Source organism: Citrobacter telavivensis (genome assembly GCF_041807075.1).
In the GTDB taxonomy this organism is placed as follows: Bacteria; Pseudomonadota; Gammaproteobacteria; order Enterobacterales; family Enterobacteriaceae; genus Citrobacter_A; species Citrobacter_A telavivensis.
On the sequence record NZ_JBGUBF010000003.1, the window covers coordinates 402,777 to 423,498 of the forward strand.

Annotated in this window: 17 protein-coding genes; 7 read left to right on the forward strand and 10 right to left on the reverse strand. The window is 54.9% G+C overall.

The annotated features are described in order from the left end of the window. The first annotated feature begins 82 nt into the window (after positions 1 to 82). The 3 genes from glpE to ACERJC_RS16575 are packed head-to-tail and all read left to right on the forward strand — an operon-like array spanning position 83 to position 2,058. Positions 83 to 409: a thiosulfate sulfurtransferase GlpE gene (gene glpE, locus ACERJC_RS16565; RefSeq protein ID WP_152400327.1), complete on the forward strand. Its 327-nt coding sequence runs from the start codon at positions 83 to 85 to the stop codon at positions 407 to 409. Between the two features lie 44 nt (positions 410 to 453). Then, positions 454 to 1,284, forward strand: a complete 831-nt coding sequence (gene glpG / locus ACERJC_RS16570; protein WP_152400325.1) for a rhomboid family intramembrane serine protease GlpG — start codon at positions 454 to 456, stop codon at positions 1,282 to 1,284. Between the two features lie 15 nt (positions 1,285 to 1,299). Then, on the forward strand, positions 1,300 to 2,058 hold the full coding sequence (locus ACERJC_RS16575; protein ID WP_042322936.1) for a DeoR/GlpR family transcriptional regulator: 759 nt from the start codon (positions 1,300 to 1,302) through the stop codon (positions 2,056 to 2,058). Between the two features lie 52 nt (positions 2,059 to 2,110). On the opposite strand, the gene ACERJC_RS16580 is transcribed toward ACERJC_RS16575, so the two are convergent. The 6 genes from ACERJC_RS16580 to ACERJC_RS16605 all read right to left on the reverse strand — a co-directional run bounded on the left by ACERJC_RS16580 (position 2,111) and on the right by ACERJC_RS16605 (position 7,669). Further along, complete coding sequence (locus ACERJC_RS16580; protein ID WP_373672091.1) at positions 2,111 to 3,289, reverse strand: acetyl-CoA C-acetyltransferase; 1,179 nt, start codon at positions 3,287 to 3,289, stop codon at positions 2,111 to 2,113. Next, on the reverse strand, positions 3,286 to 3,945 hold the full coding sequence (locus tag ACERJC_RS16585) for a 3-oxoacid CoA-transferase subunit B (protein ID WP_373672092.1): 660 nt from the start codon (positions 3,943 to 3,945) through the stop codon (positions 3,286 to 3,288). The genes ACERJC_RS16580 and ACERJC_RS16585 overlap by 4 nt, the downstream gene beginning before the upstream one ends. Beyond that, positions 3,945 to 4,601 (reverse strand): acetate CoA-transferase subunit alpha, encoded by a 657-nt coding sequence (gene atoD, locus ACERJC_RS16590; protein WP_152400318.1) that lies wholly within the window; start codon positions 4,599 to 4,601, stop codon positions 3,945 to 3,947. Before atoD ends, ACERJC_RS16585 begins: the two co-directional genes overlap by 1 nt. A gap of 89 nt (positions 4,602 to 4,690) precedes the next feature. Then, a complete protein-coding gene (locus tag ACERJC_RS16595; RefSeq protein ID WP_046491532.1) occupies positions 4,691 to 4,990 on the reverse strand; it encodes an AtuA-related protein in 300 nt (99 codons plus the stop codon). Beyond that, entirely contained in the window at positions 4,990 to 6,330 is a 1,341-nt protein-coding gene (locus ACERJC_RS16600) for an acyclic terpene utilization AtuA family protein (RefSeq protein ID WP_373672093.1), read from the reverse strand. The genes ACERJC_RS16595 and ACERJC_RS16600 overlap by 1 nt, the downstream gene beginning before the upstream one ends. 34 nt (positions 6,331 to 6,364) lie before the next feature. Next, the gene (locus ACERJC_RS16605; protein WP_286631825.1) at positions 6,365 to 7,669 is read right to left on the reverse strand and encodes a CitMHS family transporter; all 1,305 of its coding nucleotides are present in this window, start codon (positions 7,667 to 7,669) and stop codon (positions 6,365 to 6,367) included. Between the two features lie 417 nt (positions 7,670 to 8,086). Here ACERJC_RS16605 and ACERJC_RS16610 point away from each other — a divergent pair, with 417 nt between their 5' ends. Continuing rightward, on the forward strand, positions 8,087 to 8,995 hold the full coding sequence (locus tag ACERJC_RS16610) for a LysR family transcriptional regulator (RefSeq protein ID WP_152400312.1): 909 nt from the start codon (positions 8,087 to 8,089) through the stop codon (positions 8,993 to 8,995). A 28-nt stretch (positions 8,996 to 9,023) separates the two neighbouring features. Here ACERJC_RS16610 and malT read toward each other — a convergent pair whose 3' ends face one another. Continuing rightward, the gene (malT, locus tag ACERJC_RS16615; RefSeq protein ID WP_373672094.1) at positions 9,024 to 11,729 is read right to left on the reverse strand and encodes an HTH-type transcriptional regulator MalT; all 2,706 of its coding nucleotides are present in this window, start codon (positions 11,727 to 11,729) and stop codon (positions 9,024 to 9,026) included. 597 nt (positions 11,730 to 12,326) lie between these two features. Between malT and malP the strand changes: the two genes are divergently transcribed. Then, complete coding sequence (gene malP / locus ACERJC_RS16620) at positions 12,327 to 14,720, forward strand: maltodextrin phosphorylase (RefSeq protein WP_373672095.1); 2,394 nt, start codon at positions 12,327 to 12,329, stop codon at positions 14,718 to 14,720. A gap of 9 nt (positions 14,721 to 14,729) precedes the next feature. Further along, positions 14,730 to 16,814, forward strand: a complete 2,085-nt coding sequence (gene malQ, locus ACERJC_RS16625) for a 4-alpha-glucanotransferase (protein WP_373672096.1) — start codon at positions 14,730 to 14,732, stop codon at positions 16,812 to 16,814. A gap of 131 nt (positions 16,815 to 16,945) precedes the next feature. Here the strand turns inward: malQ and gntT are convergent, their stop codons facing one another. From gntT to gntX, 3 genes are all read right to left on the reverse strand, one after another. Next, the gene (gntT, locus tag ACERJC_RS16630) at positions 16,946 to 18,262 is read right to left on the reverse strand and encodes a gluconate transporter (protein ID WP_152400304.1); all 1,317 of its coding nucleotides are present in this window, start codon (positions 18,260 to 18,262) and stop codon (positions 16,946 to 16,948) included. 334 nt (positions 18,263 to 18,596) lie between these two features. After that, positions 18,597 to 19,172: a Fe-S biogenesis protein NfuA gene (gene nfuA, locus ACERJC_RS16635; protein WP_042998432.1), complete on the reverse strand. Its 576-nt coding sequence runs from the start codon at positions 19,170 to 19,172 to the stop codon at positions 18,597 to 18,599. Positions 19,173 to 19,230: 58 nt separating this feature from the next. Beyond that, complete coding sequence (gene gntX / locus ACERJC_RS16640; protein WP_373672097.1) at positions 19,231 to 19,914, reverse strand: DNA utilization protein GntX; 684 nt, start codon at positions 19,912 to 19,914, stop codon at positions 19,231 to 19,233. A 37-nt stretch (positions 19,915 to 19,951) separates the two neighbouring features. Between gntX and bioH the strand changes: the two genes are divergently transcribed. Continuing rightward, positions 19,952 to 20,722, forward strand: a complete 771-nt coding sequence (gene bioH / locus ACERJC_RS16645; RefSeq protein WP_178825580.1) for a pimeloyl-ACP methyl ester esterase BioH — start codon at positions 19,952 to 19,954, stop codon at positions 20,720 to 20,722.

The following is a 20,722-nucleotide window of genomic DNA, read 5'->3' on the forward strand; positions in this document are numbered from 1 at the left end:
TCCCGTGGGGACGTAAACTAGGGGGCAACATGCCGAAAACGTCTCACCTGCACTATCACCTGCACTATAAAGAAGAGAATGTATGGAACAGTTTGAATGTATTAATGTTGAAGAAGCGCACCAGAAGCTGCATCGGGGCGCGGCGGTACTGGTGGATATCCGCGATCCGCAAAGTTTTGCAATGGGCCATACTCCCCAGGCATTTCATCTGACGAACGACACGCTGGGCTCGTTTATGCGCGATCATGATTTCGATACGGTGGTCATGGTTATGTGCTACCACGGCAACAGCAGCAAAGGCGCGGCGCAATATTTGCTCCAGCAGGGCTATGACGCGGTCTACAGCATAGATGGCGGATTTGACGCCTGGCATCGTCATTTTCCCGCAGAGGTGGCATACGGCTCGTAAGCCTTTATACTGTCCTCTTTTGTACGGATTAAGCGACAGCAACAATGTTGATGATTACCTCTTTTGCTAACCCCCGCGTGGCGCAGGCCTTTGTTGATTACATGGCGACGCAGGGCGTTATCCTGACCATTCAACAACATCATCAAAGCGATGTCTGGCTGGCGGATGAAACGCAGGCCGAACGTGTGCATGCGGAGCTGGCGCGTTTTCTGGAGAATCCCGGCGATCCGCGTTATCTCGCGGCCAGCTGGCAGTCCGGTCATACCGGCAGTGGACTGCATTACCGCCGTTTCCCGTTTTTAGCCACACTGCGTGAGCGTGCGGGTCCGGTCACCTGGCTGATAATGGCGGCCTGCATTCTGGTGTTTATCGTCATGAATATCGTTGGCGATCAAACCGTGATGATGTGGCTGGCCTGGCCGTTCGACCCGTCATTACAGTTTGATGTCTGGCGCTACTTCACCCACGCCTTCATGCACTTTTCACTGATGCACATTCTCTTCAACCTGCTGTGGTGGTGGTATCTTGGCGGTGCGGTTGAAAAACGTTTAGGCAGCGGCAAACTGATTGTGATTACAGTCATCAGCGCCTTGCTGAGCGGATATGTACAGCACAAGTTTAGCGGCCCGTGGTTCGGCGGGCTTTCCGGTGTCGTCTACGCGCTGATGGGCTACGTCTGGCTGCGCGGTGAGCGCGATCCGCAAAGCGGGATCTATCTGCAACGCGGGTTGATTATTTTCGCGCTGATTTGGATCGTCGCCGGATGGTTTGATTTGTTTGGGATGTCGATGGCCAATGGCGCACATATCGCCGGGCTGGCAGTTGGGTTGGCAATGGCGTTCGCGGATACTTTAAATGCGCGAAAACGAACATAGTTCCAGGGAATAACAATGAAACAAACACAACGACATGATGCAATCATTGAGCTGGTAAAAAAACAGGGATACGTCAGTACGGAAGAGTTGGTGGAGCATTTCTCCGTCAGCCCACAAACTATTCGCCGGGATCTCAACGACCTGGCCGATCAAAACATGATTCTGCGCCACCACGGCGGCGCGGCGCTGCCGTCCAGTTCAGTCAACACGCCGTGGCACGATCGTAAAGCTACGCAGACGGCGGAAAAAGAACGCATTGCGCGCAAAGTCGCTACGCAGATCCCCAACGGTTCAACGCTGTTTATTGATATCGGGACAACGCCGGAGGCCGTGGCGCACGCGCTGCTCAACCACAGCAATTTGCGTATCGTGACCAACAACCTCAACGTCGCGAACACGCTGATGGTAAAAGAGGACTTTCGCATTATTCTCGCGGGCGGCGAGCTTCGCAGCCGTGACGGCGGCATTATTGGCGAAGCGACGCTCGACTTTATTTCCCAGTTCCGCCTGGATTTTGGCATTCTGGGGATAAGCGGCATCGACAGCGACGGCTCGCTGCTGGAGTTCGACTATCATGAGGTGCGCACCAAGCGTGCGATTATCGAGAATTCCCGCCACGTCATGCTGGTGGTGGATCATTCGAAGTTTGGCCGTAATGCGATGGTGAACATGGGCAGCATCAACCTGGTGGATGCAGTGTATACCGACATTCTGCCGCCGGCGGGTGTGCTCCAGGTGATTACCGAGAACCATATTCAACTTGAACTGTGCTAGACGTGCTGGCTGAAACCGTCCCCGGCGTGCCGGGGACGTGCGGATGACGCGCTTACAGACGCTCAACAATCACGGCGATCCCCTGACCCCCGCCGATGCACAGCGTTGCCAGCCCGGTGGATTTATTGCGCTGCTGCAGCGCGTGAACCAGCGTCACCAGAATCCGTGCGCCGCTTGCGCCAATAGGATGTCCCAGCGCGATCGCGCCGCCGTTGACGTTCACTTTCTCTTCCGGGAAGTCGAGTTCGCGGGCAACCGCCAGATACTGTGCGGCAAAGGCTTCGTTGGCTTCGATTAAATCCAGATCGCTGACCGTCATTTTGGCTTTTTCCAGCGCCCGTTTTGTCGCTGGTATTGGGCCGAGTCCCATCATACTGGCGTCAACCCCGGCCGAAGCCCAACTCTTCAGGCGCGCTAACGGTGTAATCCCACGCGCACGCGCAGCGCGTTCGGACATCAGGACCAGCGTCGCCGCCGCGTCATTGATACCGGAGGCATTGCCTGCGGTGACGGTTCCCGTACTTTCAAAGGCCGGACGCAGTTTCGCCAGCGAACCGGCATCGGTTTCCGGGCGTGGAAACTCATCGGTATCAAACAGACAGACCTCTTTTTTACGCTTCAGGGTTACCGGCACGATCTCCTGCCTGAAATAGCCGGCGTTGATCGCGGCTATCGCTTTTTGCTGCGATGCCAGCGCTACCTGGTCCTGCTCTTCGCGGCTTAAGTGATAGCGTTTGGCAATATTTTCCGCCGTGATCCCCATGTGGTAATCATTGAAGGCGCACCAGAGCCCGTCGTGGATCATCACGTCTGTCAGTTCTCCGTTGCCCATACGATACCCCTGGCGCGCGCGGGCCAACAGGTAAGGGGCGGCGCTCATGTTTTCCATCCCGCCGACAATACAGGTCTGATTATCGCCACTCAAAATGGACTGCGCGCCCAGCACGACGGTTTTCAGGCCAGAGCCGCAGACTTTATTGACCGTGAATGACGGCACGCTCTCCGCTAAGCCCGCATGATGCGTCACCTGGTGGGCCGGGTTTTGCCCTAATCCGGCCTGTAACACGTTGCCGAGGATCACCTCGTCAATGTTGATATCTGACGGAAGGTCCAGCAGGTTCGCCCGCATGCTGGTCGCGCCCAGCATCACCGCCGGGACGTCTGCCAGGCTGCCGGCAAATTTACCGATAGGGGTGCGTTTCGCACTCACAATAACAATGGAGTCGTTCATGCCAGAGCCTCCACGGGCTGCAGTGTTTTCAGGTGTGCACAAACACGGAAGTGTGCTTCCGTACGCGCACGAAGTTCATCAAGCGTGAGGGTGTCGCTGATTTCGTCGAGGATCATTTCGCCGTTCACAAAGCTGAATACGGCGAGTTCGGTGATGACTTTGCTGACTTTGCCAACCGCCGTTAAGGGGTAACTGCAGCGGTGTAGCAGCTTTGGCTCGCCATTTTTAGCGCAGTGCTCCATCGCAATGATGACTTTTTTTGCACCAGCCACGAGGTCCATTGCCCCACCCATGCCTGGCACCATTTTTCCGGGCACCATCCAGTTGGCGAGATTTCCGCGTTCATCAACCTGCAAACCGCCGAGCACGCAGACATCAACATGTCCCCCGCGAATAAGAGCGAAAGAGAAGCAACTGTCGAACATTGCCGCGCCTGGGATCATGCCGCACGGCTGACCGCCTGCATTGACGAGACAGGCATTCACTTCGTCCAGAGGGCCGAGGCCAAGAAAACCATTTTCCGACTGCAACGTGACCTGAATATCCTCGGCCAGGTAGTTCGCGACCTGCGTCGGCAGGCCAATGCCCAGATTAACGACGTCGCCGTCGTGTAACTCTTGCGCCACGCGGCGGGCAATACGTTCTTTTGCGTTCATTACTGAGCCTCCATGAACAGATGATCCACCAGCGCACCGGGGGTGATGACGTGCACAGGAGGAATACTTCCCAACGCGCCGATGTCGCGGGTTTCGGCCACGACCACATCGGCGGCCAGGGCCATCACCGGGTTGAAGTTGCGGGCGGTCAGGTCATAGGTGAGATTGCCGGCCTCATCGGCATGACTGGCAAGAAGAATGGCGAGATCGGCGCGCAGAGGTTGCTCCAGCAGCCATTTCTCACCATTGACCAGCAGCGTTTGTTTATTTTCTTCCACCACCGTGCCCAGTCCGGTTTGCGTGAGGAATCCCCCCAGTCCGGCGCCGCCCGCGCGGATCTGTTCGGCGAGCGTTCCTTGCGGCACTAACTGAACATCGAGTTCACCGGAAATCATTTTTTTCCCGGTTTCCGGGTTGGTGCCAATATGTGAGGCGATCACTTTTTTGACCTGACCGTTAGAAATCAGGGGGCCAATGCCTTTATCGACAAATGCGGTGTCATTGCCGATAAGCGTTAATTCTTTCACCCCGGAACGCATAATTTCTGCCACCAGATATTCCGGCGTCCCGACGCCCATGAAGCCGCCAAACATAATGCTCATGCCGTCGTGTAATAATTCGCGGAATTTATCCGCCGTTATTCTTTTGTTTTGCATAATGGTGTACTTGCTGTTTTGAGGACAGGGATCCTCTGGCGGGATAATGAAATCCCGCCGAAGCGTGAGGATGTTGGTGTCCGAAAAAATTAAATGGGCATATCCAGTAACGCAGAGCTTAGCCCTTTGCCGTGCATATCGAGCGCCAGTGAGCGAGTGACGCCACCTCCCAGCGCTTTATGCATCACGAAATTTAACGCGCCGAGTTCCGGTAATTCATAACGAATCACTTCGCCCTGTACGATATCGCCAAACCAGGCTTTGACTTTTTCGGCGGTGACCTGTTCTGCCAGCGTGGCATAATCTTCCGGGCGCCAGGCAATTAATGAAATATTGGAAATATTTCCTTTATCTCCGGTACGGGAATGAGCGATTTCACGTAATTTCATTATTTATTCTCCAGTACGGTAACGTGGTGTTGAACGCATTGACGCGGAATAAGAGTGGAATCCATCGCCAGGATTTCTTTTACGGATTTCATGACGCCGCCGCCGCCCGCAGGGCCGTTGGTATAGAGCGTTTCCACTTCGTTACCGACGGTAACCGCCTGCGCGCGGGTGGTGCAGCGGGCAGCAACGCGGGCGCGCACTTCATAAGGATCGCTGTACTGACCGCGCGTTTCACCATGCAGCGCATTGACGCCAATGAGGTCATAACGCGTTTCTTCGGCATTGACGTGGCAAATGGCAAAGCGCTCACGCACGATATCGAGAGCGAGACGGCCGCGATTTACCGCGCCCGGACCGGCGTAGGAAATTTCACCTTCACCGATAAAGCCATCCTGATAACCGACGGAAACCTTCAGCGTTTCGGTGCGTGGCGCACCCGTCGCGCCGGTAACCCGCACGGCATCCGGACCGCACTGGCTGAAACGCACATGGCTAAAGTCAGCGACCACGTCAGGGGTGAGATAACGATCCGGCCGGTGGATTTCGTACAGCAGTTGCTCTTTGCAGGTGTCTTCGGTGACCAGTCCGCCGGAACCGGCCACTTTGGTAATGGTGGCGTTGCCATCTTCACTGACTTCAGCCAGCGGGAAACCGAGATGTGCCAGACGAGGGACATCCTTCACTCCCGGATCGGCATAATATCCGCCGGTGATTTGTCCGGCGCATTCCAGAAGATGACCGATACAGGTCCCCATGCCCAGATGCTGCCAGTCATCAGCGGCCCAGTTGAACTCATGCATCATCGGCGCAAGGAAAAGAGAAGGGTCCGCGACGCGTCCGGCAATCACTACATCCGCATCGGAATCAAGCGCTTCCAGTAACCCCGCCGCACCTAAATACGCGTTCGCGGAAAGTAAGGTTTTTTCAAAGCGAGAGACGGGGACGCCGGCTTCATCCAGCGTCAGGTCCATCGACTGAATGAGTGACAATACTTCATCGCCAGTGACTACCGCGACTTTAAGGCCATGCAGACCCAGCTCCTGGGCTATCTTCAGCACTGCTTTTCCGGCGGCGACCGGGTTGGCGGAACCCATGTTAGAGATGATCCGCACGCTTTTAGCGTGACAGGTCGGTAACACCGCGCGCATCCGCGCGTCGAGCAGTTCGTTATAGCCTTTATTCGGATCCTGTTGCTTCTGTTTTTGTCCAATGGCGATGGTGCGCTCTGCCAGACATTCAAACACCAGATAATCCAGTTCCCCTTTTTCGGCCAGTTCAACCGCAGGTTCAATGCGATCGCCTGCGTAGCCTGCTCCGGAACCAATTCGAATTGTTTTCATTCTATTTCCTTAATTCGTCACAAGAAATGTGCTGTTAAATCGGGAAGACGCCGGTGAGGGCGGCGGCAAAGGTCATAATGACGCTGGCTGCCCACAGGACCGGGATGGAGAATTTTTGGTGATCCGCGAGGTCGACACCGGCAAGGCTGACCAACAGGAAGGTCGCGGGGGTTAGCGGGCTGACCGGGAAGCCGGTGGTCATCTGGCCCAGCACCGATGCCTGAGCGACCTGGATGGCGGGGATACCCATGATGTCCACGGTATGCGCGACGACAGGCATAATGCCGAAGTAGTAAGAGTCGGGATCGAAAATCAGCGACAGCGGCATCGAGATAAGGCCGACGATGAACGGAATATGGGACGCCAGTGCCGCAGGCATAAACTCCACCGCCGCGTGAGACATGGCTTTAAGCATGCCCGCACCGCCCATGATCCCGGTAAATGCCCCTGCTGCGAACAGGATGCTGGCCATCATCAGCGCGGCTTTGGCGTGGGCGTTGATCCGTTCTTTTTGCATTTCAACATTCGGATAGTTGATCATCAGCGCCAGCGTCAGGGCGATCATGAAGGCGACGGTGGGGGAGATACGGGTGAAGACCATCGTGCCGATCACGGCAATGACCAGCGCGATGTTGACCCAGAAAAGATGCGGGCGACGCAGGACTTTTTCCTGCTCGGTCAGTTCCTTATGATGCGAGAAATCGCCTGCGGCAGCGGCAAAGTGGGCTGCGCCAAGACGTTTCTCTTCGCGCTTACCCCAATACCAGCCCATCACGACCATAAAACCCAGGCCCGCGAGCTGCGCCGGAATGAGCGGGATAAAGAGGTCATGGGTGGTGACGTTCAACGCGGCAGAGGCGCGAATCATTGGGCCGGTCCAGGGTAAAAAGTTGACCCCGGCGCTGAGCGCAACAATGCCAAGCAGGATCCGTTTGTCCATGCCGAGGCGATTGAACAGCGGCAGCATGGTGGGGACCGTAATTAAAAAGGTTACCGCGCCATTGCCGTCAAGGTGGGCGATAAGCGCCAGAAGACCCGTTCCGATGATGATTTTAACCGGGTTGGTCCCTACAAAGCGCAAAATGCCGCGCACGATAGGGTCAAACATCCCGGCATCCGTCACGACGCCAAAAAAAGCGATCGCAAAGACAAACATCGCCGCCATCGGGGCCAGTTTTGTGATGCCTTCGACCACATATTTTGCCGTATCCGTTCCGCAGCCTGCAGCCAGCGCGCCAATCACCGGAATGACGATCAGGGCAACCAGAGGTGACATCCTTTTAGACATGATAAAAAATAATAAGGTGGCTATGGTAAGCACACCTATTAGCGCCAGCATGTGTTTCTCCTTAATATTTTTATAAATTTATCTGCTTCGGAATGTATGAAAGTAAATACAATGTTAACTATGTGCAGAGGGTTATATGTTTTATCAGTGCATTAATTTTTATCACAGTGTGCCAGGTGGTACTAATTTGTAAATCCGATGGAGTCATTTGACGCAAGGCTTAATGCTATTATTTGAAATAAAAATAACGCTATAGCAATTTTGTTTGGATATAAAAATAACCTTATAAACAGAGGGTTATTTAGGACATTGAGTTTGTTATGCTTAAACGACTTTAGTGGGGGTGAACTCGTTTATCGAAATTAAAATGTGGTTAATGTGGGGTGGGTCATAAAAAGAAATTAACTGCCTTTTATTCATTTTAAAAACCGATAAAATAATTAATGATTCCGATGGCAGGAGTGTGAAATGAATCTTTCGATTAAGCAACTCAGGGCTTTTTTAATATTAAGTGAGGCTGATAGTTTTACTCAGGCGGCCCGGCGGTTTAACCTTTCTCAGCCCGCGTTTAGTACCCTGATTGCATCACTGGAAGAGGAAATTGGCTACCGGCTATTCGACAGAGATACGCGGCGAGTATTGTTGAATGCGGATGGCATTCATTTTCTCGATCTGGCGCGCAATATTGTTCAGAGCCACGACGATGCCGTGGGTGAAATCAAAGACCGGGTGGCGGGAAACAGCAACGATATCACCCTCGCGGTGTTGCCTTCGCTGGCGGTGGAGTGGCTACCTGAAATCCTGGTGAAATACAGTAAGAAGGTGCCACAAAGTAATGTGAAACTGATCGACACCCAGTGGGATCGCTGTCTGAAGGCATTGCTGGATGGTCAGGCGGACATGGCATTAACCGCCGGGCAACCCTCGCTGACCACGTTCGATTCGACGCTATTGTTCTCGGATAAATTTTATCTGCTCTGCCATCGCGAACATCCTCTGGCACAACAATCTTCGGTATCGCTCAGTCAGGTCTGCGATTATCCCTTTATTGCTTTCAGCGTTGGGACCAGTATTCGGCAGTACACCGATAAGCTCTGTGAAAATCTGGCCATGAGTTTTGATTATCAACTGGAAGTTCGACAGCTCACTACGATGATGGGCCTGATTGCTGCCAATTACGGGATCAGTATTACGACCGGCTTAACCCTGTTCCAGTTCAACCATAAAGATATCGTGATTTTGCCGTTTGAAGATCTGGCGCTGGAACGGGCAATTTATCTGGTGACCCCGAAGGGACGGCATCCTGCACCTGGCGTCACGGCGTTTGCGGAATTCATTACCTGCCAGGCGCATCAGTTCGCGTCAGAACATATGTGAGGTTAACGCCAGCGAAAAACCGGTGACGCTACACCCCATAACCCATCATTTTCAGCAGTCGCTGTGCGTGTTGTACCGCATCCTGACGGTGCGCCACGCCGAGTTTCTGATACAGATTACGGATATGCGTCTTGATAGTGGTTGCCGCCACCGCCAGTTCGCCAGCGATTTGCTCGTTGCTGTAGCCAGAATAAATCAGCCCCAGAACCTGCCATTCACGCTGCGTCAGCGGACTGGTGCGGATAAGCTCCGGCACTTCCGGATGATTCAGCAGGCGCTCCACAAAGCCTTCGTCAAAGTGGGCGTACTTGTGGCGGTGATGCTGGTTGATTTCACGCAGAATGCGCTGCGCGCGGTGCTGGTCCAGTTCCGGCAATGTATTCAGTTGAATAAGCTGGCGTAACTGTTGCGCCATCGACTCACCTTCAATCACGAAATGGCTGATGAATCCGGTGCGATTGGCTAATTGCAGGGCATCAAGCAGTACGCGCTGAGCGTCATTTTTGCGTCCGGCCTGCCAGTACAACTGGTTAAGCAGCAGCAGGTTACGGTTCAGGTCGCTCATCAGACGCAGGCTGCGCGCGTTTTCATTCAGCTCTTCCAGGACTATCTCGGCGGGTTCAAATTCGCCCAGCAAAATTTGCGCTCTGGCGATGTTGCGCCACTGGCCTTGCAGGAAGTGGTTGTTGGCAAACTCCGGTTTCGGTGTCTGGCGTAGCCAGTTGGCGGCCGACTTTTTATCGCCGGTCATTTGCCAGTAGATCACCCGAACCTTGTCGGCGTTTGAGATCCAGTCGCTATGGTAGTGACCGTTGCCAAGCAGATTCTCAAGACGGTTAAGATGGCTGCGGGCATTGTCCAGATCGCCACGGGCCAGCGAGCACTGCACCAGCAGCGCCAGGCACTGTAGCTGCTGCTGCGGCTGAAAGGCGGAGAGCACTTCGATGCCACTGCGCGCAGAGGCTTCCGATTCGTCCAGTCGCGCCCACGCCCACAGCAGTTGGGCACGAATGCGTACCAGGAACTCGTGCATGGGCAACTGTTCCAGATGCTGATCTTTAATCAACTGGAACGCTTTCTCCTGAGTTTCCCAGGCGGCCTGCAAAAATCCCTGGGCAAAGAGAATTTCACTTTGCTGGATCAAACTCCAGAGCGCGTAGTGCCAGACATCATGATGACGCGCCATCTGTTCGGTCTGCTGCATCAGCGTTAAAGAACGAGAGAGATCGCCCTTACAGTGCAGCACTTCGCCGTGTACCGAGGTCGCCACAATACGGCTGTAGTACAAGGCGATGGGCAGCTCATCCAGCGCCAGTTTTGCCAGATGCTCGGCCTCATCAGGATTACCGTCGTTGATCGCCACCTGAGCGCGGAGCGCGTTAAACTCGGCGTGCAGCGTACTGTCCATCACCCCCTGAATCTCTTGCTCCGCACGGGCCAGTAGGGTGTTCACTTCGCTGTAGCGGTGCTGGCTCTGCATCAGCCAGGCCTGTAGCAACACCAGACGCGGGTTTTCCAGCAGGCTTTCCCACGGCAGCGCTTTTAACGACTCTTCCAGCAGTGCCAGTTCGCTGTGGTTAAACAATCCCCACGCGTGGTTAAGCAAGATATCACGCAGCATATGCGCATCGCCCGCCGCCAGCGCGTGGTGGATGGCTTCACTGGGGAAACCCTGCGCCATCCAGCTCTCCGCGGCGGCGCGATGGATATCAGGTAGCTCTGTCGCCAGTTCCCACTGGCAGCGCTGACGCAGGAAACTGCCAAACAGCGGGTGGTAGCTGAACCATTCACCGGAGTCATCCATCCGTTGCAGGAAAAGTCCCTGGCGCTCGATTTCTTCCAGCCGCATCTGACCGTTCTCTTCACCGGTCACGCGAACGATCAGCGCGTCGTTCATTGAGCGTAACACCGCGCTTTTCAACAGGAAGTGACGGGTGCTGACATCAACGCTGTCCAGCACTTCATCGACCAGATAATCCGAGAGATGGCTGGCGTTAATGCCTGCCAGACGGCGTGCCGACTGGTGCGCAGAGTGGTTGTTCTGCCGCGCAGAGAGGGCGATGAGCTGTAATGCCGTCGCCCAGCCCGCCACATCGTCACACATCCGACTGCTTTCGGCGGCTTCGATGGGAGAGGATAAACGGCGGTCAAAAAACTGTTTTGCTTCCTGGTGATTAAAGGCCAGTTGTTGACTGCCTATCTCCAGAAGCTGATCGCGCACGCGCAGGTTGGCAATCCCCAACTGCGGCAAGTTACGCGACAGCACCACCAGCGTGAGATTTTCAGGCTGGTGGCGCAGGAAGAAGCGCATGGATTCATGAATTACCGGGTTAGTGATCAGGTGGTAATCGTCGATGACCAGATACAGCGGGCGATGCCACTCCGCCAGCTCAATAAAGAGCTGCGCGAAAAGCGAGGTCAGACTGACATACTGACGTTTTTGCACCATCACTTCGCTGGTGGTGCAATGACCGTTGGTGGCCTGCTGTACCGCGGCAATCAGATAGCTGGCAAAACGCTCCTGCTGGTTGTCTCCCTCATCCAGCGAGTACCAGCCGAGCTCACTTTTCCCGGCAGCCCATTGTGAAATGAGCGTGGTCTTCCCATAACCTGCAGGACTTGTTACCAGAGCCAGCCTGAAATTGTTCGCGCCGGAAAGTTTAGCCAACAGGCGCTCACGAACCACCGTATGGTCGAGTCGAACCGGACGACTGAGTTTAGACGGAATCAACATAGTTAGCACTTCACTGTGGAAAATGGGGGACTGCGATTTTTTTTGCGCTTCGTAATTAATAGATATAAGGTCGGCCAGAAAACACCTTATTGCAAGTTAAGAGGTCTTTTTGTGTTTCTGAATTTGCACTCTGTCACAAATCTTTATAACTCTGACAGAAACCGCTTTCAATCGCGCGCAAGGCGCAAACAGTCTGGGTTGGAGGGGAGATTCTACGGTGTGAAATAGGGTCATTTTATCCCTACGCTCTTTGCCTTTTTTAGCGAAAGTGGCCCTATAACGCGACAGGAATTTAATATCAGTACGATTATTCCGACAGCCTTTTGATATTTCAGGTTAGAAACTATTTCTCCATTAACATATACCTGATGAGTGCTTTCTGAAATTTGCCGTCGCCCGGCGTTAACCTTATCTTTAGTGCGGCGAAATCGTCACCAATCCTCATTCCGTACGCTACCTTTAAGTGGCGGCGATCACACTTTTTCGCTCATCCCCACTACTCCTCCCTGCCTAATCAAGAGTGGGATGAGGAAGGTCAACATTGAGCCTGGCAAACTAGCGATAACGTTGTTTTTTACCAAAGGACCCGGAATTCCTATGTCACAGCCTACCTTCAATCAAGAGCAATTTCAGGCAGCCCTGACGCGTCAGTGGCAGCATTTCGGTTTACTGTCAGCTCACGAGATGACGACCCGTCAATGGTGGCACGCCGTCAGTGGTGCACTGGCGGAACTCCTCAGTGCGCAACCTGTGGCGAAACCGGCGAAAAACCAGCGCCATGTGAACTACATCTCTATGGAGTTCCTGATTGGTCGTCTGACGGGGAATAACCTGCTTAATTTGGGTTGGTATCAGGCGGTGAGCGACGCGCTGAAAGCGCACGACATCAACCTGACCGATCTGCTGGAAGAGGAGACTGACCCGGCGTTGGGCAACGGGGGATTGGGTCGTCTCGCCGCCTGCTTCCTGGACTCGATGGCGACGGTGGGTCAATCTGCCACCGGTTACGGTCTGAACTATCAGTACGGCCTGTTCCGTCAGTCGTTTGCTGACGGTCAGCAAATGGAAGCGCCGGATGACTGGCATCGCGGCAGCTATCCGTGGTTCCGTCATAACGAGCAGCTTGATGTGCAGGTCGGCATTGGCGGCAAGGTGACAAAAGACGGTCGCTGGGAACCCGGCTTTGTGATTACCGGGCAGGCGTGGGATCTGCCGGTATTGGGCTACCGTAACGGCGTGGCGCAACCGCTGCGTCTGTGGCAGGCCACTCATGCGCATCCGTTTAACCTGACTAAATTTAATGACGGCGATTTCCTGCGTGCGGAACAGCAGGGGATCGATGCCGATAAACTGACTAAAGTGCTTTACCCGAACGACAACCACACGGCGGGTAAGAAGCTGCGTCTGATGCAGCAATACTTCCAGTGCGCCTGTTCGGTGGCCGATATTCTGCGTCGCCATCATCTGGCGGGCCGCAAGCTGCATGAACTGGCGGATTACGAAGTCATTCAACTGAACGATACTCACCCGACGATTGCAATTCCGGAACTGCTGCGTGTGCTGCTTGACGAACACCAGATGCGCTGGGATGACGCCTGGGCAATCACCAGCAAAACCTTCGCCTATACCAACCACACCCTGATGCCAGAAGCGCTGGAGTGCTGGGATGAGAAACTGGTGAAAGCGCTGCTGCCGCGCCACATGCAGATCATCAAAGAGATTAACGATCGCTTTAAGAAGCGGGTCGATAAAACCTGGCCTGGCGACAAACAGGTTTGGGCGAAGCTGGCGGTGGTCCACGACAAACAGGTGCGCATGGCGAACATGTGCGTGGTCAGCGGCTTTGCGGTCAATGGCGTTGCTGCGCTGCACTCCGATCTGGTGGTGAAGGATCTGTTCCCGGAATATCACAAGCTGTGGCCGAACAAGTTCCATAACGTGACCAACGGCATCACGCCGCGTCGCTGGATCAAGCAGTGCAACCCGGAACTGGCCGCATTGTTTGATAAAACGCTGAAGAAAGAGTGGGCGAACGATCTCGACCAGTTGATCAACCTGGAGAAATACGCCGACGATGCCAAGTTCCGCAAGACCTGGCGTGATATCAAGCAGGCGAATAAGGTGCGTCTGGCTGAGTTTGTGAAGGTCCGCACCGGGATTGAGATTAACCCGCAGGCGATTTTCGACATTCAGATTAAACGTCTGCACGAGTACAAGCGTCAGCACCTGAACCTGCTGCATATCCTGGCGCTGTATAAAGAGATCCGCGAAAACCCGCAGGCAGACCGCGTGCCGCGCGTCTTCCTGTTTGGCGCGAAGGCGGCACCGGGTTACTACCTGGCGAAAAACATCATTTTTGCCATTAACAAGGTGGCAGAAACCATCAACAACGACCCGAAAGTCGGCGACAAGCTGAAAGTGGTGTTCCTGCCGGATTACTGCGTGTCGGCGGCAGAAATGCTGATTCCGGCGGCGGATATCTCCGAGCAGATCTCCACGGCGGGGAAAGAGGCTTCCGGTACCGGAAACATGAAGCTGGCGCTCAACGGCGCGCTAACGGTCGGTACGCTGGACGGCGCGAACGTGGAAATCGCCGAGAAAGTGGGTGACGAGAATATCTTTATCTTTGGTCATACCGTGGAACAGGTGAAGGCGCTGAAAGCCAAAGGTTACGATCCGCTGAAATGGCGCAAGAAGGATAAAGTGCTCGATGCCGTGCTGAAAGAACTGGAAAGCGGGAAATTCAGCGGCGGTGATAAGCACGCCTTTGACCAGATGCTGCACAGTATGGGTAAACAGGGTGGCGATCCGTATCTGGTGATGGCGGACTTTGCGGCCTATGTCGAGGCGCAGAAACAGGTGGATGTGTTGTATCGTGACCAGGAGGCCTGGACGCGTGCGGCGATCCTGAACTCCGCGCGCTGCGGTATGTTCAGCTCGGATCGCTCCATTCGCGATTATCAGACCCGAATCTGGCAGGCGAAACGCTAAGGAAGCGCGATGGATAACAAACGTCTGGATAATGCCGCGCTGGCGGCCGGGATCAGTCCCAATTATATCAATGCCCACGGCAAACCGCAGTCAATTGGTGCCGAAACCAAGCGACGTTTGTTGGATGCTATGCACCGTACCGCCGCCACAAAAGTGGCGGTGACGCCGGTGCCGAATGTGATGGTCTACACCGCAGGCAAAAAGATGCCGCTGGCGGTGGAAGGACACGGTGAATTCAACTGGCTGTTGACCACCGAAGAGGGGGAGCAGTTTAAGGGGCATGCCACTGGCGGTAAATCCTTTACTCTGCCGACAAAGCTGCCGCTGGGCTATCACACGCTGACCCTGACACAGGATGAGCAGCGACACCATTGCCGCGTCATCGTGGCGCCAAAACGTTGCTACGAGCCGCAGGCGCTGCTGAACGGCCAGAAACTCTGGGGGGCCTGTGTTCAGCTGTATACGCTGCGTTCGGAGCGCAACTGGGGGATTGGTGACTTCGGCGATCTGAAGTCGATGCTGGTAGATGTGGCAAAGCGTGGTGGGGCGTTTATCGGCCTCAACCCGATCCATGCGCTCTATCCGGCAAACCCGGAGAGCGCCAGTCCGTACAGCCCGTCCTCGCGCCGCTGGCTGAACGTCATTTACATCGACGTGAATGCTGTAGACGATTTTTGCCTGAGCAAAGAGGCGCAGGCCTGGTGGCAGAAACCCGCCACGCAGCAAGCGTTGCAACAGGCGCGGGACGCTGAATGGGTTGATTATTCCACCGTCACCGCGCTGAAAATGACGGCGCTGCGCATGGCGTGGAAAGGATTTGCCGCGCGCGACGATGAGCAGATGGCGGCGTTCCGGGCGTTCGTGGCTCAGGAAGGCGATAGCCTGTACTGGCAGGCGGCGTTTGATGCGCTGCATGCTCATCAGGTGAAAGAGGACGAACTGCGCTGGGGCTGGCCGGTCTGGCCGAAGGCTTATCAGTCGATTGATTCGCCGGAGGTGAAAAAATTCTGTCACGCGCATCGTGATGAGGTGGATTTCTGGCTCTGGCTGCAGTGGTTGGCTTACACTCAGTTTGCCGCCTGCTGGGAGACCAGTCAGGGCTTTAAGATGCCGATTGGCCTGTATCGCGATCTGGCGGTGGGCGTGGCGGAAGGTGGCTCGGAAACCTGGTGCGATCGTGAGCTGTATTGCCTGAAAGCCTCCGTTGGCGCGCCGCCGGATATCCTCGGCCCGCTTGGTCAGAACTGGGGGCTGCCGCCGATGGATCCGCATATCATCACGGCGCGCGCCTATGAGCCGTTTATCGAACTCCTGCGGGCGAATATGCAAAACTGCGGCGCGCTGCGTATCGACCACGTCATGTCGATGCTGCGCCTGTGGTGGATCCCCTACGGTGAAACCGCCGACCACGGTGCCTATGTTCACTATCCGGTTGACGACCTGCTGTCGATTCTGGCGCTGGAAAGTCAGCGTCATCACTGCATGGTGATTGGTGAAGATCTGGGTACCGTTCCGGTGGAGATTGTTGGCAAGCTGCGAACCTGCGGCGTGTACTCTTACAAAGTGCTCTATTTCGAGAACGACCATGAGAAGAACTACCGTGCGCCGAAAGCGTATCCGGAACAATCAATGGCTGTCGCGACGACGCATGATCTTCCTACGCTCAAAGGTTATTGGGACAGCGGCGACCTGACGCTCGGCAAAGCGCTGGGACTCTACCCTGATGACGTGGTGCTGCGCGGACTGTATCAGGACCGTGAGCGGGCGAAGCAGGGGCTATTAGATGCGCTGCATAAGTACGGCTGTCTGCCAAAACGGGTCGGACATAAGGCCTCGCTGATGGCGATGACGCCGACGCTCAATCGGGGTATGCAGCGTTATATTGCCGACAGTAACAGCGCGTTATTAGGGTTGCAGCCGGAAGACTGGCTGGATATGGCGGAGCCGGTCAACATTCCGGGGACCAGTTCGCAGTACAAAAACTGGCGTCGTAAGCTTTCCGCCACGCTTGAAGCGATGTTTGCCGATGAACGGGTGAACAAGCTGATTAAGGATCTGGATAAGCGGCGAAAAGCGGCTGCGAAGAAGAAATGAAAAAGCCGGGGATTTCCCCGGCTTTTTTATGGTGACAACATGTAGGCCTGATAAGTGCAGCGTCATCAGGCCATTCTGGTGAATATTGCCGGATGGCGGCTTTGCCTTATCCGGCCTACAAGGCGTTTCGGTTAAACCACCGTTCCCAGTAGCAGACACCCAATCAGGCCGCAGACAGAGATAATGGTTTCCAGCATCGACCAGGATTTGATGGTCTCGCCGATCGTCAGGTTAAAGTACTCTTTGAACAGCCAGAAGCCTGGATCGTTCACGTGAGAGAAGATGACGCTACCGGAACCAACGGCGATAACCATCAGCTCAGGGCTGACGCCGGTAGTGGCGATCAGCGGTGCGACAATCCCACCCGCGGTAATGGCGGCAACGGTAGCCGAACCCAGTGCGATACGCAGAACGGCAGCGATAGACCACGCCATCAGCAGCGGGGAGATATTGGTTTCGTTCATCATGGACGCAATGTATTTATCCACGCCGCTGTCGACCAGTACCTGCTTGAACGCGCCGCCACCGCCGATGATCAACAGCATCATCGCGATAATTTTGATGGAAGAGATCAGCGTATCGTTAATCTGATCCATCGAACGACCGCGGTTCAGACCGAAGGTGAACATCGCGATCAGCACCGCAATCAGGGTTGCCATCACCGGGTCACCGAAGAACTCGGCAACGGGCAGGAAGGCGTGGCCTTTCGGCAGGATCATCTCTGCAATGGCGCGCATCGCCATCAGCACAACGGGAACCAGTGAAGTCCAGACGCTGACGCCAAAGCTCGGCATCTCTTCTTCAGTGAAGGTTTTCGCGCTGTACAGACCTTCCGGAATAGGTTTATCAATGCCTTTCAGGCAGCGGGCAAAGACCGGACCCGCCAGAATTACGGTCGGGATCGCCAGAATCGTACCGAACAGCAGGGTTTTACCCATATCCGCATGGAAAATGGTGGCGATAGCGGTTGGACCCGGGTGCGGCGGCAGAAAACCGTGCGTCACGGAGAGCGCTGCGGCCATCGGTACACCGACATACAGCAGCGGAATGTTAGCGGCGGCCGCAATGGTAAAGACCAGCGGCAGCATCAACACGAAGCCCACTTCATAGAACAGTGCAAAACCGACGGTGAACCCCGTTAATACTACGGCCCACTGAATGTGTTTCTTACCAAATTTTGCAATCAGCGTGGTGGCGATACGTTGCGCACCCCCGCAGTCTGCCAGCATTTTGCCCAGCATGGCGCCAAAACCCATAATCAGGGCAAGACTCCCCAGGGTGCCGCCAACGCCAGCTTTGATGGAGCCAATGACTTTATCCAGCGGCATTCCTTGCATCAATCCAACAGCAAGCGCCACCAGGACGAGAGCGATGAAACCGTTCATTTTGAAGCGGATCATCAGGAGTAATAACAAGATTACACCGATAGCAACGATGACTAATGGCATGATTTACCTGGCCTTTCAATTTGTTATGGGTAACGTCAATGTTTTGACGACAAACTACGTTTGTCCCAACCGGGAACAGCGACGTAACAGCACCTCGACGGATTACCCTTAAAACTGTCTAGTTTAGTCGGATGTTAAGTGTGTGTTTGGTGCCCATATGAATGATACGGGTAACATATGGTGATTGAGAATCACCTCGACAGGCAAAATTTAAATTATGCGAGGCAGGTCAAATTATCGGAGAGGATGTTGCAGAATATGTCGAGAGGGCGGCGCGAGATTGCATATTGCCCGATGGCGCTTGCGCTGATCGGGCAATACACGAGCAGAGAACTTAGTAGTAAGAGTGTTCGCCGCGCTGGTGTTCGGTCAGGTCGCGAACGCCTTTCAGCTCCGGGAACTCGTTCAGCAACTGCTTCTCGATCCCTTCTTTCAGGGTCACGTCGACCATGGAACAGCCATTACAGCCGCCGCCAAACTGCAGAATCGCATAGCCTTCGTCGGTTATCTCCATCAGAGAAACACGACCGCCGTGACCGGCAAGCTGCGGGTTAATCTGCGATTGCAGCATATATTCCACGCGTTCCATCAGCGGCGCATCGTCAGCCACTTTACGCATTTTCGCGTTCGGCGCTTTCAGCGTCAGTTGAGAACCCAACTGATCGGTCACAAAATCGATCTCAGCGTCTTCCAGATAGGGCGCACTCAGTTCATCAACATAAGCGGTCAGCAGGTCAAATTTCAGGGCGGTGTCGGTTGCTTCCACGGCGTCCGGCGGACAATAAGAAACACCACATTCAGCGTTAGGCGTACCGGGATTAATCACAAATACACGGATTTGTGTCCCTTCTTCCTGATTTGCCAGCAGTTTGGCAAAGTGCGCTTGTGCAGCATCGGAAATACGGATCATAGTAATGGCCTAATAGTTGACTATTTTAGTTGGTTATAATACGCCCATCATCGAGGCTCTACAAGGTTCGACACAGGCACCATACCTGGACTGTCGCCGCGCCGTTGCGTAAAAGCAGCTGCGCGATCTCCGCGACGGTACTCCCGGTCGTGATGACATCATCCACAACGACCATATGGAGTCCCTTCACCGGCAATTCAAGGCGAAAGGCATTTTTCAGGTTACGCTTGCGCAATCTGGCGCTGAGATGGTGCTGAGTGGCGGTGGGGCGAATGCGCGTGACGCTCCGACTGTCCCAGGGACAGCTTAACCAACGAGACAGCGACTGACACAACAGATCGCTTTGATTAAATCCTCTGCGCCAGTGGCGGCGTTGCCAGAGGGGGACGCTGATCAGCCTGTCCGGCAGGGGCAGCCTGGTCATACGGCGCGCCTGTAACACCTCCAGCAACAGAACGCGTGACAACGCGGGGGCAATGTCGTTGCGTCGGGAGAACTTAAGCTGATGGATAAGTGTACTGAGCGGCGGGGTGTAGTCGCTGACGGTAATCAGTCGCTGCCAGGGCGGTGGTTTTTGCAGACAGCGTCCGCAGGGAAGCGTGGAATGCACGGAGGGGAGTCCACATCGTGGGCAGAGCGGTTCATGCCGACGCACCGCGCGTTCACAGACGGAACAGATCCCCCAACGACTGAGCGCCAGCGGCATTCGGCATAGCCAGCATAATCCCGGTACTGTTAGCATAGGTTCATCCTTGTTGGCGAAAAGAGAACAGTAACTGATGAATGACATCTGGTGGCAGACCCGTGGTGAGGGAAATTGTCATCTTGTGCTGCTGCACGGATGGGGACTTAACGCCGAAGTGTGGCATTGCATTAGCGAGGAACTGAGCTCGCATTTCACGCTTCATCTGGTCGATTTACCAGGTTTTGGCCGCAGCCAGGGGTTTGGGGCCATGACGCTTGGAGAGATGGCAGAGCGTGTGTTGGATCAGGCACCAGAGAAAGCTATCTGGCTTGGCTGGAGTCTTGGTGGATTGGTGGCAAGCCAGGTGGCATTAACCCATCCCGAGCGCGTTCAGGCACTGGTGACCGTAGCGTCCTCACCCTGTTTCAGCGCACGTGACGCGTGGCCGGGGATCAAACCCGATGTCCTAGCGGGATTCCAGCAACAGCTCAGCGAAGACTTTCAGCGGACGGTGGAGCGTTTTCTGGCATTACAAACGATGGGGACGGAAACGGCGCGTCAGGATGCCCGCGCGCTGAAGAAAACCGTACTGGCGCTGCCAATGCCGCCGGTGACTGTACTGAACGGGGGGCTGGAGATCCTCAAGACGGTTGATCTGCGCGAGTCGATGACATCGCTGACAGTACCGTTCCTGCGATTATACGGCTATCTGGACGGACTTGTTCCCCGCAAGGTCGTACCACTGCTTGATGCGCTGTGGCCAGAGAGCGAGTCGCTGATTTTTGCAAAGGCGGCGCATGCCCCGTTTATTTCGCATCCTGATGCGTTTTGTCAGGCGCTGGTGGCGCTGAAACAAAAGTTATAA

Bases quoted from the DNA above. Each gene is read 5' to 3' on its own strand.
- malP (WP_373672095.1), top strand. From the start codon at position 12,327: ATGTCACAGCCTACCTTCAATCAAGAGCAATTTCAGGCAGCCCTGACG.
- ACERJC_RS16600 (WP_373672093.1), bottom strand. From the start codon at position 6,330: ATGAAAACAATTCGAATTGGTTCCGGAGCAGGCTACGCAGGCGATCGC.
- malQ (WP_373672096.1), top strand. From the start codon at position 14,730: ATGGATAACAAACGTCTGGATAATGCCGCGCTGGCGGCCGGGATCAGT.
- gntT (WP_152400304.1), bottom strand. From the start codon at position 18,262: ATGCCATTAGTCATCGTTGCTATCGGTGTAATCTTGTTATTACTCCTG.
- bioH (WP_178825580.1), top strand. From the start codon at position 19,952: ATGAATGACATCTGGTGGCAGACCCGTGGTGAGGGAAATTGTCATCTT.
- malT (WP_373672094.1), bottom strand. From the start codon at position 11,729: ATGTTGATTCCGTCTAAACTCAGTCGTCCGGTTCGACTCGACCATACG.
- ACERJC_RS16595 (WP_046491532.1), bottom strand. From the start codon at position 4,990: ATGAAATTACGTGAAATCGCTCATTCCCGTACCGGAGATAAAGGAAAT.
- atoD (WP_152400318.1), bottom strand. From the start codon at position 4,601: ATGCAAAACAAAAGAATAACGGCGGATAAATTCCGCGAATTATTACAC.
- ACERJC_RS16605 (WP_286631825.1), bottom strand. From the start codon at position 7,669: ATGCTGGCGCTAATAGGTGTGCTTACCATAGCCACCTTATTATTTTTT.
- ACERJC_RS16575 (WP_042322936.1), top strand. From the start codon at position 1,300: ATGAAACAAACACAACGACATGATGCAATCATTGAGCTGGTAAAAAAA.
- ACERJC_RS16585 (WP_373672092.1), bottom strand. From the start codon at position 3,945: ATGAACGCAAAAGAACGTATTGCCCGCCGCGTGGCGCAAGAGTTACAC.
- ACERJC_RS16580 (WP_373672091.1), bottom strand. From the start codon at position 3,289: ATGAACGACTCCATTGTTATTGTGAGTGCGAAACGCACCCCTATCGGT.
- gntX (WP_373672097.1), bottom strand. From the start codon at position 19,914: ATGCTAACAGTACCGGGATTATGCTGGCTATGCCGAATGCCGCTGGCG.
- ACERJC_RS16610 (WP_152400312.1), top strand. From the start codon at position 8,087: ATGAATCTTTCGATTAAGCAACTCAGGGCTTTTTTAATATTAAGTGAG.
- glpG (WP_152400325.1), top strand. From the start codon at position 454: ATGTTGATGATTACCTCTTTTGCTAACCCCCGCGTGGCGCAGGCCTTT.
- nfuA (WP_042998432.1), bottom strand. From the start codon at position 19,172: ATGATCCGTATTTCCGATGCTGCACAAGCGCACTTTGCCAAACTGCTG.
- glpE (WP_152400327.1), top strand. From the start codon at position 83: ATGGAACAGTTTGAATGTATTAATGTTGAAGAAGCGCACCAGAAGCTG.